Annotated in this window: 10 protein-coding genes and 1 riboswitch; of the genes, 7 read left to right on the forward strand and 3 right to left on the reverse strand. The window is 42.5% G+C overall.

All coding sequences use genetic code 11. The annotated features are described in order from the left end of the window. Window positions 1-216: 216 nt before the first annotated feature. The 4 genes from FSB73_RS10210 to recN all read left to right on the forward strand — a co-directional run bounded on the left by FSB73_RS10210 (window position 217) and on the right by recN (window position 8,562). On the forward strand, window positions 217-1,923 hold the full coding sequence (locus FSB73_RS10210) for a beta-N-acetylhexosaminidase (RefSeq protein WP_158639492.1): 1,707 nt from the start codon (window positions 217-219) through the stop codon (window positions 1,921-1,923). Between the two features lie 138 nt (window positions 1,924-2,061). Continuing rightward, window positions 2,062-4,692, forward strand: coding sequence for an alanine--tRNA ligase (gene alaS / locus FSB73_RS10215; protein ID WP_146781552.1), 2,631 nt, complete (start codon window positions 2,062-2,064; stop codon window positions 4,690-4,692). Between the two features lie 1,008 nt (window positions 4,693-5,700). Continuing rightward, a complete protein-coding gene (locus FSB73_RS10220) occupies window positions 5,701-6,702 on the forward strand; it encodes a hypothetical protein (RefSeq protein ID WP_146781554.1) in 1,002 nt (333 codons plus the stop codon). 195 nt (window positions 6,703-6,897) lie between these two features. Beyond that, a complete protein-coding gene (gene recN, locus FSB73_RS10225; protein ID WP_146781556.1) occupies window positions 6,898-8,562 on the forward strand; it encodes a DNA repair protein RecN in 1,665 nt (554 codons plus the stop codon). A gap of 188 nt (window positions 8,563-8,750) precedes the next feature. Here the strand turns inward: recN and FSB73_RS10230 are convergent, their stop codons facing one another. Both FSB73_RS10230 and pnuC read right to left on the reverse strand, forming a co-directional pair. Continuing rightward, entirely contained in the window at window positions 8,751-10,145 is a 1,395-nt protein-coding gene (locus FSB73_RS10230) for a sialate O-acetylesterase (RefSeq protein ID WP_146781558.1), read from the reverse strand. Between the two features lie 157 nt (window positions 10,146-10,302). Beyond that, window positions 10,303-10,908: a nicotinamide riboside transporter PnuC gene (gene pnuC / locus FSB73_RS10235; RefSeq protein ID WP_146781560.1), complete on the reverse strand. Its 606-nt coding sequence runs from the start codon at window positions 10,906-10,908 to the stop codon at window positions 10,303-10,305. A gap of 137 nt (window positions 10,909-11,045) precedes the next feature. Continuing rightward, window positions 11,046-11,149: riboswitch (TPP riboswitch) on the reverse strand. A gap of 482 nt (window positions 11,150-11,631) precedes the next feature. On the opposite strand from pnuC, the gene FSB73_RS10240 reads away from it, so the two are divergent. Further along, window positions 11,632-12,447 carry an enoyl-ACP reductase FabI gene (locus tag FSB73_RS10240; RefSeq protein WP_146781562.1) on the forward strand — a complete coding sequence of 272 codons (816 nt, stop codon included), beginning with the start codon at window positions 11,632-11,634 and terminating at the stop codon, window positions 12,445-12,447. Window positions 12,448-12,549: 102 nt separating this feature from the next. Here the strand turns inward: FSB73_RS10240 and asnS are convergent, their stop codons facing one another. Beyond that, window positions 12,550-13,986: an asparagine--tRNA ligase gene (gene asnS / locus FSB73_RS10245; protein WP_146781564.1), complete on the reverse strand. Its 1,437-nt coding sequence runs from the start codon at window positions 13,984-13,986 to the stop codon at window positions 12,550-12,552. A 305-nt stretch (window positions 13,987-14,291) separates the two neighbouring features. Between asnS and FSB73_RS10250 the strand changes: the two genes are divergently transcribed. Then, entirely contained in the window at window positions 14,292-14,582 is a 291-nt protein-coding gene (locus FSB73_RS10250; protein ID WP_146781566.1) for a YciI family protein, read from the forward strand. Between the two features lie 40 nt (window positions 14,583-14,622). Beyond that, window positions 14,623-15,867: an RNA polymerase sigma factor gene (locus FSB73_RS10255; RefSeq protein WP_146781568.1), complete on the forward strand. Its 1,245-nt coding sequence runs from the start codon at window positions 14,623-14,625 to the stop codon at window positions 15,865-15,867. Window positions 15,868-15,910: the final 43 nt, after the last annotated feature.

A 15,910-nucleotide genomic window follows, 5' to 3' on the forward strand; every position in this document is an offset into this window, starting at 1 on the left:
TTATAGAAGTGTCATTTTTGAAATTATTTATAAACGATTTAAATATTAATTCTAATTATGATATTAGAAAATTACCAAAAATCAATGCGACAAATGAAAAGTTATGACAGACCTGTCAATTTATTAAAATCGAAGGTTTTAAAGTTTTTAGTTTTCCCATGCATTTTTTGTGCTTTTGCTATACAACCAGCAAGTGCGCATAGGAAAAGTAGAATAATGGAGGATGACTTGACCCGTCAGATGGGCCAAAGCAATCGTGTGGCGCATCCGGCAATTCGGTTGATCCCGGAACCAGTTTATATGCATGTTCTATCAGATGATCAGGTTGGTGGCGATCATTGCGATCTGTCTAAAGGTTTTGTGTTTCAATTGGAAAATAAGGCCAGTCGCTCTAAAAAAGAGAACAAAGCATTAAAGTCACTTATTGCTATTATGAAGGGGCAACTGGAGGAAACGCTCGGGTTTAATGGAATAAAGGGAGTTGTTAAGGCTGGTGTGAAGCAAAAAAGTGGAGATAATCACCTTATAGCCATCCAACTGGAACTAAACCCTAAACTTAGCTGGCAACACGGTGCTACTGATCTAAACTTGAAGCAATCTGAGGAAGGTTACCAGCTTAAGGTGAGCTCCGGTACAATAAACATAGCAGCCAGGACCAGTAACGGTTTGTATTATGGCCTGCAATCCTTGTTGCAATTAATTAGCGCAGATAACAGCCACGTAATCCCTGCCCTGGAAATTGAAGACTTTCCTCAGTATAGCTGGCGTGGTTTTATGTTGGACGTCAGCCGCCATTTTTACAGTGTGGAAGAGATCAAAAAACTGCTGAATGTAATGAGTCGTTATAAATTGAATGTCTTTCATTGGCATTTGACCGATGACCAGGGCTGGCGTCTACAAATTAAGCGTTATCCAAAGCTTACATCGGTAGGCGCCTGGCGTCAGGAAATCCCAGGTTCCGTCTTTTTTAATAAGAGACCGGACACCTTAAAGGGCAAACCTTATCGTTATGGGGGTTTTTATACGCAGCAGCAGGCGAAAGAGATTGTTAGATATGCGGCACTCAGAGGTATTACTGTCATCCCCGAAATCGAACTTCCGGGGCATTCAGAGGCAGCGTTAGCTGCATATCCTGCCTTTAGTTCCAGCGGCCAGCCGCAAACTGTGGCAAATTCAATGGGCTACCCTAAAGGGGCTGTCAGCGAATATAATCCCGGTAATCCGGCAACATTTACCTTTTTAGAAAATATCCTGGATGAAGTAATGGATATCTTTCCTTCTCATTATATTCATTTAGGCGGAGATGAGGTTGATAAGACCAACTGGAAAAATAATGCTAGCTGCCTGGGGCTTATGAAAAAAGAAGGCTTGAAAAACTATGAGGAGTTGCAGAGTTATTTTATCAATAAAATCGGGGACTATTTAGAGCAACATGGCCGGCGAATAATCTGTTGGGATGAAGCGCTTGAAGGGAATCTGTTACCATCTGCGACTATTACCTACTGGCGCAGCTGGGCGAAAAAAGCGCCACTCAAAGCGGTCAGTAACGGCCATCCCTTTATCAATGTTTGCTCGGATCCGCTTTATCTGAACCGCTACCAGGCAGGACCAGAAGGGGAGCCGCTGGCAGCCCCTCATTCCATGAACACCCTGGAAAGGGTATATGGCTATCAAATGATGCCTTCTGGCTTTACGCCAGCCCAGCAAAAACTGGTACTGGGAGGACAGGCAGCTATATGGACAGAGTTCTTTGGAACCAATAGTGGTATGGAATATATGTTGCTGCCCAGGCTTTTAGCACTCGCTGAGAACCTTTGGTCACCAGAAAAGGCAAAGGATTATCCCGCTTTTTATCAGGCACTCCCAAGGGAATTAAAGATGCTGGGTGCAGCCGGTTATAATTATCGCCAGTTGGATAAATAAGGGCCCATTGCACTCAATCTACTCCCAGGCCAACTAAAATGACAAAAGAACAATGCGTAAGGGCGACCCTATCAGTCTGCCATTACGCATTTTTTTGCGCAATTAACTTTAACTTTGCCACCTTAAACAAGAAAAATAATGACTTCTGCAGCGATAAGGCAACAATTTTTGGACTTTTTTAAAGAAAAGCAACATACCATCGTTGCTTCCGCTCCCATTGTAATTAAAAACGACCCTACATTACTTTTTACCAATGCGGGTATGAACCAGTTCAAGGATTATTTTCTGGGCAATAAAGTACCAGTACACCGTAGGGTAGCTGATACCCAAAAATGTCTACGCGTCAGTGGAAAGCACAATGATCTGGAAGAGGTGGGTGTGGATACCTATCACCATACGATGTTTGAGATGCTGGGCAATTGGAGTTTTGGGGATTATTTTAAAAAAGAGGCCATTGCCTGGAGCTGGGAGTTATTAACAGAGATATTTAAGATCAATCCCGAGCAGATTTATGTCACTGTTTTTGAAGGAGATGCATCTGAAGGATTGCCTTTTGATCAGCAGGCTTATGATGAGTGGGCTAAATGGGTGGCAAAAGGCCATATCCTTAAAGGCAATAAGAAGGATAATTTCTGGGAAATGGGCGATACGGGGCCATGCGGCCCCTGTTCAGAAATTCATTTGGATTGTCGCAGCGAAGAAGAAAGGAAGCAACTGTCTGGCGCTACCTTAGTCAATGCAGATCATCCCCAGGTTATTGAGATCTGGAATAATGTGTTTATGCAGTTTAACCGGGGCAAAGACGGTAGTCTTTCCCCACTGCCTGAAAAGCACGTAGATACAGGTATGGGATTTGAAAGGTTAGTTAGGGTTTTACAGAAAAAAACCTCTAATTATGATACAGATGTCTTTACAGGAACATTGGAAGCCATCAGTGATCTGACCGGTAAAAACTATACAGCTTCGGATAGTCGTCCCGACATTGCTTTTAGGGTGCTGGCAGACCATATAAGAGCCATTGCTTTTACCATTGCAGACGGCCAATTGCCTTCTAATACTGGAGCGGGATATGTGATCCGCAGAATACTTAGAAGAGCGGTCCGTTATTATTATTCTTATCTGGATTATAAATCACCTTTGCTTTATCAATTAATCCCGGTGATTGCCAGGCAATTTGAAGGGGTATTCCCCGAACTCATTCAGCAACAGGATTTTGTAGTCAAAGTAATCCGGGAAGAAGAGGAAGCTTTCCTTAGAACACTGGATAAAGGTCTTAAGAAGATGGAAGAATTAATCTCAGGTGCAAAAGCCGCAAACTCCCAACAACTGGATGGCGCGCAGGCATTTGAGCTATACGATACTTTTGGGTTCCCGATAGATCTGACCAGGCTCATTGCATCAGAAAATGGGCTCAGTGTGGATGAACCAGGCTTTTCACATGAAATGCAACAGCAGAAAAATCGTTCCAGGGCAGCCACTGCGCTGGATACGGAAGACTGGGTGAGTGTGCATCCGACTAGTTCAACCAGTTTTGTGGGTTATGATGATTTATTGGTTTACACCAAGGTGGTGAAATACAGAAAGGTAAAAAGTAAAAACAAAGAAACCTTTCAGCTGGTATTAGCGCAAACGCCTTTTTATGCGGAGAGTGGCGGTCAAATTGGAGATACCGGGGTATTGGTATTTGGCGATGAACAGATTGCTGTAGAGAATACCAAAAAGGAAAATGGAGAATTTTTGCATTTTGTGCAGCGACTGCCGGCCAAGATAGATGGGGAAGTGATTGCGAAGGTAGATGCAGAGAGACGATTACATATCTCTTATAATCATACAGCAACTCATCTATTACACGCTGCCTTAAAACAAGTGCTGGGCACCCATGTAAATCAAAAGGGTTCTTTGGTAAGTGAAGATGTGCTACGCTTTGATGTCTCTCATTTTGCCAAGATTACGGAAGAGGAATTACAGCAGGTTGCTTCCATTGTCAATGAAAAGATCCGGGAAAATATTGCAGTAGATATAGCATCTTTACCTAAGGAGGAGGCGCTCAAAAAAGGAGCGATGGCGCTTTTTGGAGAAAAATACGGTGACATTGTACGTGTGGTTACCATTGACCCCAATTTCTCCATTGAATTTTGTGGTGGTACCCATGTTGCGCGTACCGGTATGATTGGTCTAATGGTCATTACAGCAGAATCAGCTGTTGCTGCCGGTGTCAGACGTATTGAAGCGTTGACAGGCGGTGCAGCGATCAGGTATTTTGCCGATAAGGTGAGGCAACATAAAGCAGTTGCTGACATTTTAAAAACCAAGGATCCGATTAAGGCTATTGAAAAATTATTGGAAGAAAAAAGCGCCTTGGAAAGCAAACTTACGTCTTTGGAAGCCAAAGAAATCAGTGCATTGGCTGCGGATCTTAAGAATAAAGCGACCACGATGGGTGGCGTCAATTTTATAGGAGCAAAGGTCGAGTTAAGTAGTGCCGATGGGCTTAAGAAACTGGCCTTTGCGCTTAAAAACGAATTAACAGATTATGTAATTGTCCTGACTGCTGCCATCCAGGGAAAAGCCAGTGTGGTGGTGATTTTAGATCCGGCCCTCCAAGTAAATAAAAGTTTGGATCTTGATGCAGGACAGCTGATTAAAAAAACAATTGCGCCCCTTATAAAAGGAGGTGGCGGTGGCAGCAAGGATCTGGCTACTGCAGGAGGTCAGGATGCAAGCAATCTGGATCAGGTGATTGAGGCAGTCAGAAAAGCCATTGGATAGAAATAGGTAGATTAATTTGATTTTGAAACAGCGGGCATTGCCCGCTGTTTTAGTTGTTTTTTGCCAGATGGTTTAAAAAAGAAGCATTTTTGAAGGTATTTCTATTACGCGTAATCGGTAATTGATTCAATATTTTATGACCTTGACTTGGTGGAATTGTTAAGGGCTTTTAGTGCAGAACCTATCAGGCGAAAAAATGGCTTTGCTTATTGGCTTTGTTAAATATTTTCTTTTAAAATATTTAAATTCTGCAATAGAAGGAATTAATTGCAAGGGTGGAGTAATGTGTGTGTTTGTGACTTAGGGTTACTGAACATGATGAGTTGTTAAATGGTTGGAAGAAGGGTTGGAAGAAGGGTTGGTAGACGGGTTGGTAAATGGTTGGAAGAAAGTCATAGAATTGATAAATAGCTAGCGCTAAAATTTCTAAGAAGAAATGGCAATACGTATTGTAATACCTAACCTTATGGCCTTTGGTAAAACTGTCATTATTGCTACGGGTGATAGCGCAATTTTACTTCAGACTACGCTATGCTGGTTTTTGAGGGCGAAAATCCTAAGGGAATTTTATTTTAAAGGATTTTGTATTGGGTAGGTGGATGGTGTTACTAAATTATCTCTAATTGATTGATATTGAGTAAAGTCAGATTTTCTTTAAAGTAAAACTAATCTAGCCATGCTTGTGGCTCGAATAATTTCTTCAGATTTGTTAAATAGTTGGTAGCATTTTGGAGGGAGGGTGTTTTTTAAAATAACGTGAATGCGCTGATAGACATGTATTTAAAAAGTAGTTTTTTTTGTCAATCTTAAAGCTGCTATGTGATGAATGCCTAAAATTTAGTCTGGCATTATTTTCGCTATTTTAAACGAACATTGAAAGCGAACTGCCTGGTAATTTTCTAGGCAAACGAGCGCTGAGATGACAGCGTAAACAGGGGCGATAAGCCTTAAATATTTTGATTTTAACTGTTTATACTTTATAAAAATTTAATAAATGCTCAATTAATCATGGAAAGTTCTAATTATCCATCGGCCACGCCACAACCACCTGCTCCGCAGCCAACACCTGATCCAAAGGACAGAAATAAAAAAATTATTTTAGGGATTTCTATTGCCCTATTACTGGCAACGTGGGCCTATATTATTTATGACCATAGCCATAAGAATCAGGAAATTGCAGGATTGCAATATCAGACGCAGTCTTCTGATTCTGCTAAAAATGCCATTCAGACAGAATACAATGATGCTTTAAAAAGGATGGATTCATTGACGGGGTCTAATACCCAGTTGCAAGGATCAATGGCACAACAGAAGCAAGAAATCGACGCCTTAAAGAAAAAAATTGAAGATATCCGGGAACAAAATAACGGGGATTTGTCCAAGGCACGTGCATTAATTGACGAACTCAAAGGGAAAGTCAATGGTCTATTTGCACAAATCGCCGCCTTGCAAAAGGAAAATGCGAATTTAACGGTCAGCAATCAGGTTCTTGCCTCGGAAAGAGACACCATTGCGGCACAAAAACAAATCGTCGCAGATAGTTTAAATGCGGTCAGTCAGGCGAAAAATAAAATCCTGGATGAGGCCTCCACGCTGCATGCATCCAATATTACGATAGAGGCCATTAAAGTAAAAGGGGATAAAGAATCTGAGACCAGTAAAGCCAAAAAGGCAGATTTACTTAGGGTAAAATTCACCATTGACGCCAACAGAGTAGCGCCAAGTGGCCCTAAAGACCTATATATTATTGTCGTAGCACCGGACGGCCGGGTAGTATCCATCCCATCGCAGGGTAGTGGGACTTTCCAGACAAGGGAGGATGGGCAGAAAGTATATACCAATATGCAAAATATCAGCTATACGACCGGACAGAGAAAGGAAGTTTCCTTTGACTGGGATCAGGCTGGTCGTTACCAGACAGGTCAATATAAGATTGAAATCTACAATAATGGCTATAAAATTGGGGAGGGTGTAAAAACACTTAAGAAATCCGGATTTTTGGGCCTCTAAACATACTTTTCGTTAGAAACCTAAAGAAAAACCCTAAAAAGAAAGACGGTGGTAAATCCCAGTAGTGGATTTGCTACCGTTTTTTTACTTTTGGGTCAGGCACTTATTTGTCCTGTAAATTGTGCAATTAAATTGGGGGCGAACTTTGATTGTTATAAATTCGCAGTTGAATCCGTGAAACATTAATTATAACAGGTGATAAGGCAACTCCAAATAAGCAATTATGCGATTATTGACCATTTAGAAGTCAATTTTAAATCAGGCCTGAATATCATTACCGGTGAAACAGGCGCCGGTAAAAGTATTTTGATGGGCGCCCTGAGCCTGATTCTGGGCGCCAGGGCAGATACCTCGGTATTGAAGACGACGGACAAAAAATGCGTCGTAGAATGTAGTTTTGCGTTAGATGGCCAAAAATCTGCACCGAAGTACCTGATTGATCAGGAACTAAATGAGCCAGGCGATCTGATTGTACGTCGGGAAATCGCCGCTTCCGGAAAATCCCGTGCTTTTATCAATGACACACCAGTAACCTTACAACAATTAAAGGAACTGGCCGTCCTTTTGGTGGATCAGCACCAGCAGTTCGATACCTTGCAATTGGGCGAAAGTGATTTTCAAAGGCAGGTTGTTGATGCATTGGCGGGCAATAAAACCAAAATTGCCGCATATCAGGAAACGTTTAAACAATTGCAAAGTGTCCATAGCCGCCTGGCAAAACTGATAGCAGAAAAGGCCAGCTTTGATAAAGAAGCAGACTTCAATCAATATCTGTTTGATGAGCTGTCAGAACTGAATTTTTCAGAAAATGAACTGGAAGAACTGGATAGTGAACTTAATTTATTATCCAATGCAGAGGAGATTAAACTGGCACTTGAAGAAACGACCAGCACCCTCTCAGAAGGAGAGCAGCCGGTTGTGCAAACTTTGCGACAGCTTTGCAGTAAACTCGATCATTTTCAGTCCTATCATGAAAAGTTGGGAGAGCTTACAGGTCGCCTGAAGAGTGCCCAGATTGAGTTACAGGATATTGCCCAGGAACTGGAAGGGCTGACGGATGAGTTTAACCCTGATCAGGAAAGAATCAGCATTATTCAGGAGAGGTTGGATAAAGGCTATAAACTCTTTAAGAAACATAATGTAACAACGACAAAGGAATTGTTGGCGATTCAAGCCAAGTTGCAGGAAAAACTGGATGGTGTACTTGACACCGAGGCGCAGATCGAAGCCTTGCAAAAGGAGGAGAAGACGTTGCAGGCGGATGCTGAAAAATTGGCCGCTGCCCTTACTAAGGCCCGCCTGGCGGAGGTAAAACCGCTACAGGAGGCTGTAAATAAACGACTGGCCAGCGTAGGGATGCCTTCAGCCAGAATACAAGTAAATATTACAAAAGAACCGCAACTAAATCAATTTGGTCAGGACCTTGTTGAATTCTTATTTGATGCCAATAATAGCGGCCGGCCAAGTCCTATCCGAAAAGTAGCCAGTGGCGGAGAATTGAGTCGGCTGATGCTGTGTATAAAATCCTTAGTGGCTGAGTCGGTTGAACTGCCTACACTCATCTTTGATGAAATTGATACCGGTATTTCCGGGGAAGCGGCAAAACAGGTGGGGATTATTATGAAAGAGCTCTCCCGTAAAATTCAGGTGATCGCCATTACGCATCAACCGCAAATCGCGGCCAGAGCAGCGCACCATTTATACGTCTTTAAACAGCCTCAAGCGGATGCTTCTATTCAGACAGGCGTTCGGAGCCTGGCAAAAGACGAAAGGGTACACGCCATTGCCCAGATGCTGGGAGGCGAAAAGCCCAGTACGGCCGCACTTCAAAGCGCACGTGAGATGATTGAAGAACTGTAATTGTTAATTTATGGATTACGGAATTTCTTTGCTTAGTAGAAACTAAAAAAAAGTTCAGGGAATTGCCAGGTCGCGACCTGACAATTCCCTGAACTTTTTTTTATTTAAAAGGATGGTGCTATCAACAATACTGACATTATTTCCAGGATAATATTGCATAGCATCCTGGAAAGTTCCCTTTTGCCACTTTATTGTAATTTAATTCTAAAAGGGGCTACTGGTAAGCCGTCACCAGATATTAGATTTCCTAGTCTTGTATTGGTAAAACCGTATTCGATCAACTTGGGGGCTGTTACTTCTTTACTGGAAACGGTAATACTGCCATCGTGTTCTATACTAAGCGTGGCCGGATATAAATGTTGATCTTCTCCTGCAATAAATAATTGCTGTATGTCTTTCGTACTGCCTGATTTTACATTTAGACCCGTTTCGGCATCCTTAAAATAGATTTGGACTTTATTGCCTTTCACTTCATAGTGGGAGAGTACTGGTGATTTTGGAAAATGCCCTTGCAGCAAATAATGATCTGATAGCGCAAGATTGGCCAACCGGTAGCCGACATCATATTTGTCATGCGGATGTATATCATTGGTGTCACTGACCAGATCGGCTGTTACAACCATTCCCGTGTGGGGGAGCGTGAGTGCCTGTGTCTGCTGATCCCTTAATTCTGCGCCGTTTTCAGCATTATAGTGGAAGGGGGCGATCTGGACAAAATAAAATGGAAAATCCTGATTCCAACGTGTTCTCCAGGAACGGATCATGGTTTTAAACAACTGTCCGTAACTCTGATAGGTATCCACGTTGGATTCTCCCTGGTACCAGATGGTGCCTGCAATAGCAAAATTGGTAAGGGGATAAATCATCCCATTGTAAGCCCTTCCAGCAAGGATTGGCCAGCCGATAGAGGGTTTTATTTTTTCCTGCCATTTATGTAAGAAAGGATTTTCATTGACCAGTGCTGCTGGTGTCCAGACTTCTGCTGGTGTTCCGCCCCAGTTGGAAGATATTAGGCCGATGGGGACATGCAGGTTTTTATTAAGCTTTTTGCCAAAAAAATAGGCGACTGCGCTGAAATTCTTAAGGGTATTGGAATCACAATGCATCCAGCTGCCTGGCAAATCTTCCTGAGGTGTTACACCAGTGGTTTTGGGTACCTGGAAAAAATGGAGGTTATAACGGTTGCAACTATCAAAGTCAATACCGATATCTTTGGCTTTACGCCAGTTATAGGTAAATTCCATATTTGATTGTCCAGAGCAGACCCATACTTCACCCAGCCATACATCACTTAAGCGGATATGGTTATGGGCATCAAAGTCTATCGTAAAAGGGCCGCCTGCGGCGGGGGTATGTAGCGTTACCATCCATTTACCATCCGGATTGGCGCGTAAATGAATGCTGTCTTTTTGCCAGGAGGGCCAAATTGACACCTTTTCATTTGGGGAGGCCCAGCCCCAAAGCTGAATATCCGTTTTTTGTTGTAAGACAACCCCATCAGAGAAGATATGCGGCAGCCGTATTGTGGCTTGGCTCGCTTGAAACAGGCAGAGCGCAATAACCATCAAAAGAAATTTTTTCATCGTAAATGCTAATTTTAATTTTCGTCTATTTATTGAGTTTGGCCGGCATTTATTATCGTTCGTGGTTGTATTGCAAGTTATATTTTATCCTATAATACAGCCCATAATAAATAATGGCAGGCTAAAATACAAAATAATAAGCTGGAGAATGACTGTCTTATAGGATTGTATGAGAGTTTGATAATTTTGTATAACTCTTTTTCCAGTCAATGTATCCTTTGATGCACAAAATAGTGGTCACCACAGAAAGGATGGCATATCCCGGCATACTTCTATCGAGCATCAGGATTATTGAGGCACCATTAATAAAAAACCAATATACCCAGGCTGACAATACTTTTCTGGCCTCCAAAAAAGTCGCACTAAAACTAAATACGGTAATCACTGCATCAAAATAAGGTCTGGGTGAATCAGTCAATTGGTGAGACAAACGACCAAGCATTAGTGAAAGAAGGACGCAGACAACTATATTAATCAAATGATCGCTTGATTTCCACACGGAAACAGGTAAAACTGCTGGTTCATTTGTTGCCGTACGCCTTTTGGGATGAAGCCAGTGATACCAGCCATAGACCCCCATAATGACATAATAAAAATTAAGAGCTGCCTCCAGATATATTTTTGCATGCATTAATGACCAGATATATAGGGCACTGGCTATAATGCCGCATATCCAGCACAGGATATGCTGGCGGATAATAAAAATTACATAAAGAAGGCCAAAGGCGACGGAAGTGTATTCAATCCAGTCAAATAGATTCATGGTGCTTTTTTCGGACTATTTAATTAATATAACAAAATAATAATCAGGTATTGTCAGCGAATGTTGAAAGGAGATTCGAACTTGAATAGATCAGGCGCTTTTGGACAGCAGGGGCGCATATGACGCTGGAATTTTCAAAATTTAATCAACATCAATTTCCTACGCAGACATTATCCTGATCAGGTATTACGGGTTTCATTCTCAGCCAATCACCATCGTGCAGACTCCCCGAGATGTTACAAGCCGCAAGTTAAGGTATTTGATGAATCACTTACGCAATTACGGTGGATGATTGGTATAGCCGTTGCTGCTAGCTAAGCTGATTTTTAGGAAGGCCAGTTGCTGATGCGTAACCTAAACAATCCGGGTTTTGAGCACTAAACTGGCCAGAACAACAACTGTGGTTACTTAATTTTTAATGACAATGCTGAACTAATTTATTGTTCAATGAAGGATTTGAGGGAGTATATTAATTTATATAATTATTTGAATATAATTGTAAAACAATTAATTGTTATGCTTGAAAGCAGTTAATTACCGCAAACTTCGGCATTTGTTATTCAAATCAGCAAGGTAAACCAACCTTTTTTTACTGCTAAAACCAACAATAGGTCCGACAAAATCACTCAGATTGATGCTTGATAAATATAAAATTCTTTATTTTGTGGTTTCAATAAATAATTATCTTTAAAAGCATAATACAAACATTTAAAAATTTAACCCATGTCGCATAACCTATTAAAAGGAAAGAAAGGAATTATATTTGGTGCCTTAAATGAACAATCTCTGGCCTGGCAAACAGCCCTGAAATGCCATGAAGAAGGAGCAGAAATCGTGCTTACCAATGCACCAATTGCACTTAGAATGGGTGAAATCAATAAGTTGGCAGAAACAATTAATGCGCCCATTATCGGAGCAGATGTTACCAAAATGGAAGACCTTGAGGCCCTCATTGATCAATCTATGGCGCATTTTGGCGGTAAGATTGATTTTATCCTGCATAGCGTAGGTATGAGTATGAACATCCGCAAAGGCAATCCATATACCCACCTGAATCATGAATGGGAGCTAAAAACGCTGGATATCTCTGCTGTCAGTTTCCACCGTGTATTACAGGTCGCTTACGAAAAAGACGCTTTAAATGAATGGGCGAGCGTCGTAGCACTGACCTACATTGCTGCGCAGCGTGTATTCCCGGATTACAATGAAATGGCCGACGCTAAGTCTTTGTTGGAAAGTATTGCCAGGAGCTTTGGTTACCATTACGGTATTAAAAACAAGGTCCGTGTTAATACGATTTCTCAATCGCCTACCAGAACAACAGCCGGTAGCGGCGTAAAAGGTTTTGATGGGTTTATCAATTTTTCAGAAGCAATGAGCCCGCTGGGTAATGCCTCGGCTGAGGCTTTTGCTGGTTACTGTGTCACATTGTTCAGTGATCTTACCAGGTATGTTACGATGCAAAACCTTTATCATGATGGTGGTTACAGCTCCACGGGTGTGACGCAACCGGTGGTAGATAAAATGGCCAGTGAATAAAAAGTTGTGCCCTGATAAAACAAATAATGGACGCCAATCGGCGTCCATTATTTGTTTTAGGCTTGATAGTGAATCTTTTAGTGCCTTATTTTCGATGAGACATTAGAATTCACAGTTTTTGGGTGTTCTGGCAAAAGGAATAACATCCCGGATATTACTCATGCCGGTTACAAAGAGGACCATTCTTTCAAAACCGAGCCCAAAGCCCGCATGTGGAACGGTTCCAAAGCGCCTGGTATCTAAATACCACTGCATTTCTTTTAATGGAACATGCATTTCCTGCATTCTGGTTTCCAGTTTATCCAGTCTTTCTTCTCTTTGAGAACCCCCTACAATTTCTCCAATGCCTGGGGCCAGAATATCCATGGCTGCCACCGTTTTGCCATCATCATTTTGGCGCATGTAAAAGGCTTTGATATCTTTTGGATAATCAGTGACGATTACTGGCTTTTTATAATGCTTTTCGACCAGGTATCTTTCATGCTCGCTTTGCAGGTCAATGCCCCATTTGACCTCATATTTAAATTTCTTCTTTTTATAAGCCGGGGATTGCAACAGCACCTCAATCGCCTCTGAATAAGTGATTCTTTCAAATCGGTTATCCAGTACAAATTGTAGTTTATCCAGTAGGCCGAGTTCACTGCGCTGGGCCTGTGGCAGGGCTTTTTCTTCTTCTTTTTGGCGGGTATCCAGAAAACTCAGATCTGCCGCATTATGCTCCATGACATAGCGGATAAGGTATTGAATAAACTCCTCTGCCAGATCCATATTGTCCTGAAGGTCATAAAAAGCCATTTCTGGTTCGATCATCCAGAACTCTGCCAGGTGCCTGGTGGTATTGGAATTTTCAGCCCTGAAAGTAGGCCCGAATGTATAGATATCGCCCAGGGCAGTAGCCGCCAGTTCGCCTTCCAATTGACCGGATACGGTCAGATTGGTGCTTTTGCCGAAAAAATCCTGACTAAAATCAATGCCGCCTTCAGCGCTCTTTGGTAACTGTGCCAGTGGCAAGGTTGTAACCTGGAACATTTCTCCTGCCCCCTCTGCATCACTGGAAGTGATGATCGGCGTATGTAAGTAAACAAATCCTTTTTCGTTAAAGAACCTGTGGATGGCAAATGCCAGGGCGTGCCGGATTCTGAAAATCGCACTAAAGGTATTGGTTCTGAAACGTAAATGCGCAATTTCCCTTAAAAACTCCAGACTGTGTTTTTTGGGCTGCAAAGGATACTGCTCACTATCGCTGTCTCCCAGTACTTCAATAACAGCAGCCTTGATCTCCATTTTCTGACCTTTACCCAAAGAAGGAATCAGTTCACCCGTTATCTTCAAAGCAGCACCCGTGGTAATGCGTTTTAAAGTGGCCTCATCCAGCAAGCCTAGTTCGACAACGATCTGCAGATTATTTAGGGTACTGCCATCATTAAGGGCTATAAACTGATTGTTGCGAAAGGTGCGCACCCATCCCATAACGGTTACCTGCTGTCCGGTGGGTTCACCGGCCAGTAATTCCTTGATCTTTGTTCTCTTGTTAAACATCTGAATAAATTAATTAATACGGTTTAAGGGTGCAAAGATAACTTAATTCGGGGTTTTCTAAGAAGCCGCTGGTGCTGAAGTGAATGGTTTGCCGTAAATTTGTTTTAGGAGCGTATAAGCGAGTGTTAGTCAGCTCTTTATTTTAATATGCTGCAGTTGGCTACTTTTTTTTGGGGTAAATGTCCAATACTGGCGGTGCGGCTCGTTATATACAGCGAGCGCTAATTATTTTAATCACTTAAAAAATTGGAAACAATGGGTAATTTTTGTATTTATTCAGAAGAAATGAGTCTGAAATCCCTGAAATGTCACCCGAGCAAATGCAGCAGGTCACCCAGCGGTGGATCAACTGGATAACAGAGCTGGACAAGGCCGGGCAATTAGCCGACAGGGGTAACAGGTTGAAAAAAGCCGGTAAAGTCGTACGGCCAGAAGGACTGGTTACTGATGGACCTTACGTTGAGCTTAAAGAAGCAATTGGAGGATTTATCGTAGTAAAGGCTGATGATTTAGACGCCGCCGCTGCAATGGCTAAAGGTTGTCCGATATTTTCTTTTGGGGGCAATGTGGAAGTCCGGGAGATAGACGTGCTCTAACAAACAAATCTGGGGCATTATTTAATAAATCATTACATCCATGGAGCAACAAAAGGTCCTGCCGCATCTGTTTAGAACCCAGCATCAGAAGATGATTGCTGTGTTGGTCAGGCTTTTCGGTACGCAGTTTTTGCAAGTGGCCGAAGATATTGTCAGTGACTGCTTTTTAGCAGCCGCCGAGCTTTGGGGATTAAAAGGCCTGCCGGAAAACCCGGCAGGTTGGCTTTACGTAATGGCCAAAAATAAAGCGCTGGATCATTTGCGTAGAAATAAGATTTTCCGAGATAAGGTTACCCCACAATTAAAATTAAGTACAACTTCTTCAGCTGAAGACTTTGATCTGGATCTATCTGATACGCATGTAAAAGACAGTCAACTTGCCATGTTGTTTGTGGTCTGTAATCCCATAAATAAACCCGCTGCCCAGGTCGCACTTGCTTTAAACCTGCTGTGCGGTTTTGGGGCTTCAGAAATCGCCTCGGCTTTTCTGACGGACCGGGAAACGGTCTACAAAAGGCTGCAGCGGGCAAAAAAACTGCTGCAGGATAAAGCCCTCAGTGTTGAGCAACCTTCAGAAAATGAGATCAAAGAAAGATTGCCGCAGGTGCTGCTCGTAGTATATCTCTTGTTCAATGAAGGGTATTTTAGTGAGGGGCCTGATAAAGCGATCCGCGAAGAGCTTTGTCAGGAGGCCATGCGGTTGGGGATTTTACTGACCGAGTCTCCGTTAACGGCACTTCCGTCGACGTATGCCTTATTGGCGTTGATGTGTTTTCACGGCTCCAGATTTGAAGCCAGACAAGATCAGCGTGGCGAACTGGTATTATACCAGGATCAAAACAGGGCAGCCTGGGATCAGCAGTTAATTAATAAAGGGCGTTACTTTTTGCAAAAAGCCATGGCTGAGGGGGCCGCTGCCAGTAAATTTCACCTCGAAGCCGGCATCGCATTTTGGCACAGTTTTCCCGAAGAACAGCCCCAAAAATGGGAGCAAATCCTCAAATTATATGATTTGTTATTGAAGCAGCAGTATACACCGATGGCTGCGCTGAACCGGGTTTATGCTTTGTCAAAAGTGGAAGGGAAGCAAAAGGCCTTGAGTGCCATGGCAGAAATTCATCTGGACCAGCATTATCTTTACCATAGTCTGCTGGCAGAATTGTATACTGATATGGATAATCAAAAGGCGGCAGCGCATCTTAGGCAAGCCGTTGGACTGGCCAAATCACCGGCTGGTCGCCGTATATTGGATGGAAAGCTCAGGGTTTTAAAAGAGCAGCTATAACTGAATTTATAAAATTCTCCCGTATATATCGTTCTACTTAGTT

This window comes from Arachidicoccus ginsenosidivorans, assembly GCF_007971385.1.
In the GTDB taxonomy this organism is placed as follows: domain Bacteria; phylum Bacteroidota; class Bacteroidia; order Chitinophagales; family Chitinophagaceae; genus Arachidicoccus; species Arachidicoccus ginsenosidivorans.

Coding starts and splice junctions, on each gene's coding strand:
- FSB73_RS10240 (WP_146781562.1), top strand. CDS start 11,632: ATGTCGCATAACCTATTAAAAGGAAAGAAAGGAATTATATTTGGTGCC.
- pnuC (WP_146781560.1), bottom strand. CDS start 10,908: ATGAATCTATTTGACTGGATTGAATACACTTCCGTCGCCTTTGGCCTT.
- FSB73_RS10255 (WP_146781568.1), top strand. CDS start 14,623: ATGGAGCAACAAAAGGTCCTGCCGCATCTGTTTAGAACCCAGCATCAG.
- FSB73_RS10230 (WP_146781558.1), bottom strand. CDS start 10,145: ATGAAAAAATTTCTTTTGATGGTTATTGCGCTCTGCCTGTTTCAAGCG.
- alaS (WP_146781552.1), top strand. CDS start 2,062: ATGACTTCTGCAGCGATAAGGCAACAATTTTTGGACTTTTTTAAAGAA.
- FSB73_RS10220 (WP_146781554.1), top strand. CDS start 5,701: ATGGAAAGTTCTAATTATCCATCGGCCACGCCACAACCACCTGCTCCG.
- FSB73_RS10210 (WP_158639492.1), top strand. CDS start 217: ATGGAGGATGACTTGACCCGTCAGATGGGCCAAAGCAATCGTGTGGCG.
- FSB73_RS10250 (WP_146781566.1), top strand. CDS start 14,292: ATGTCACCCGAGCAAATGCAGCAGGTCACCCAGCGGTGGATCAACTGG.
- asnS (WP_146781564.1), bottom strand. CDS start 13,986: ATGTTTAACAAGAGAACAAAGATCAAGGAATTACTGGCCGGTGAACCC.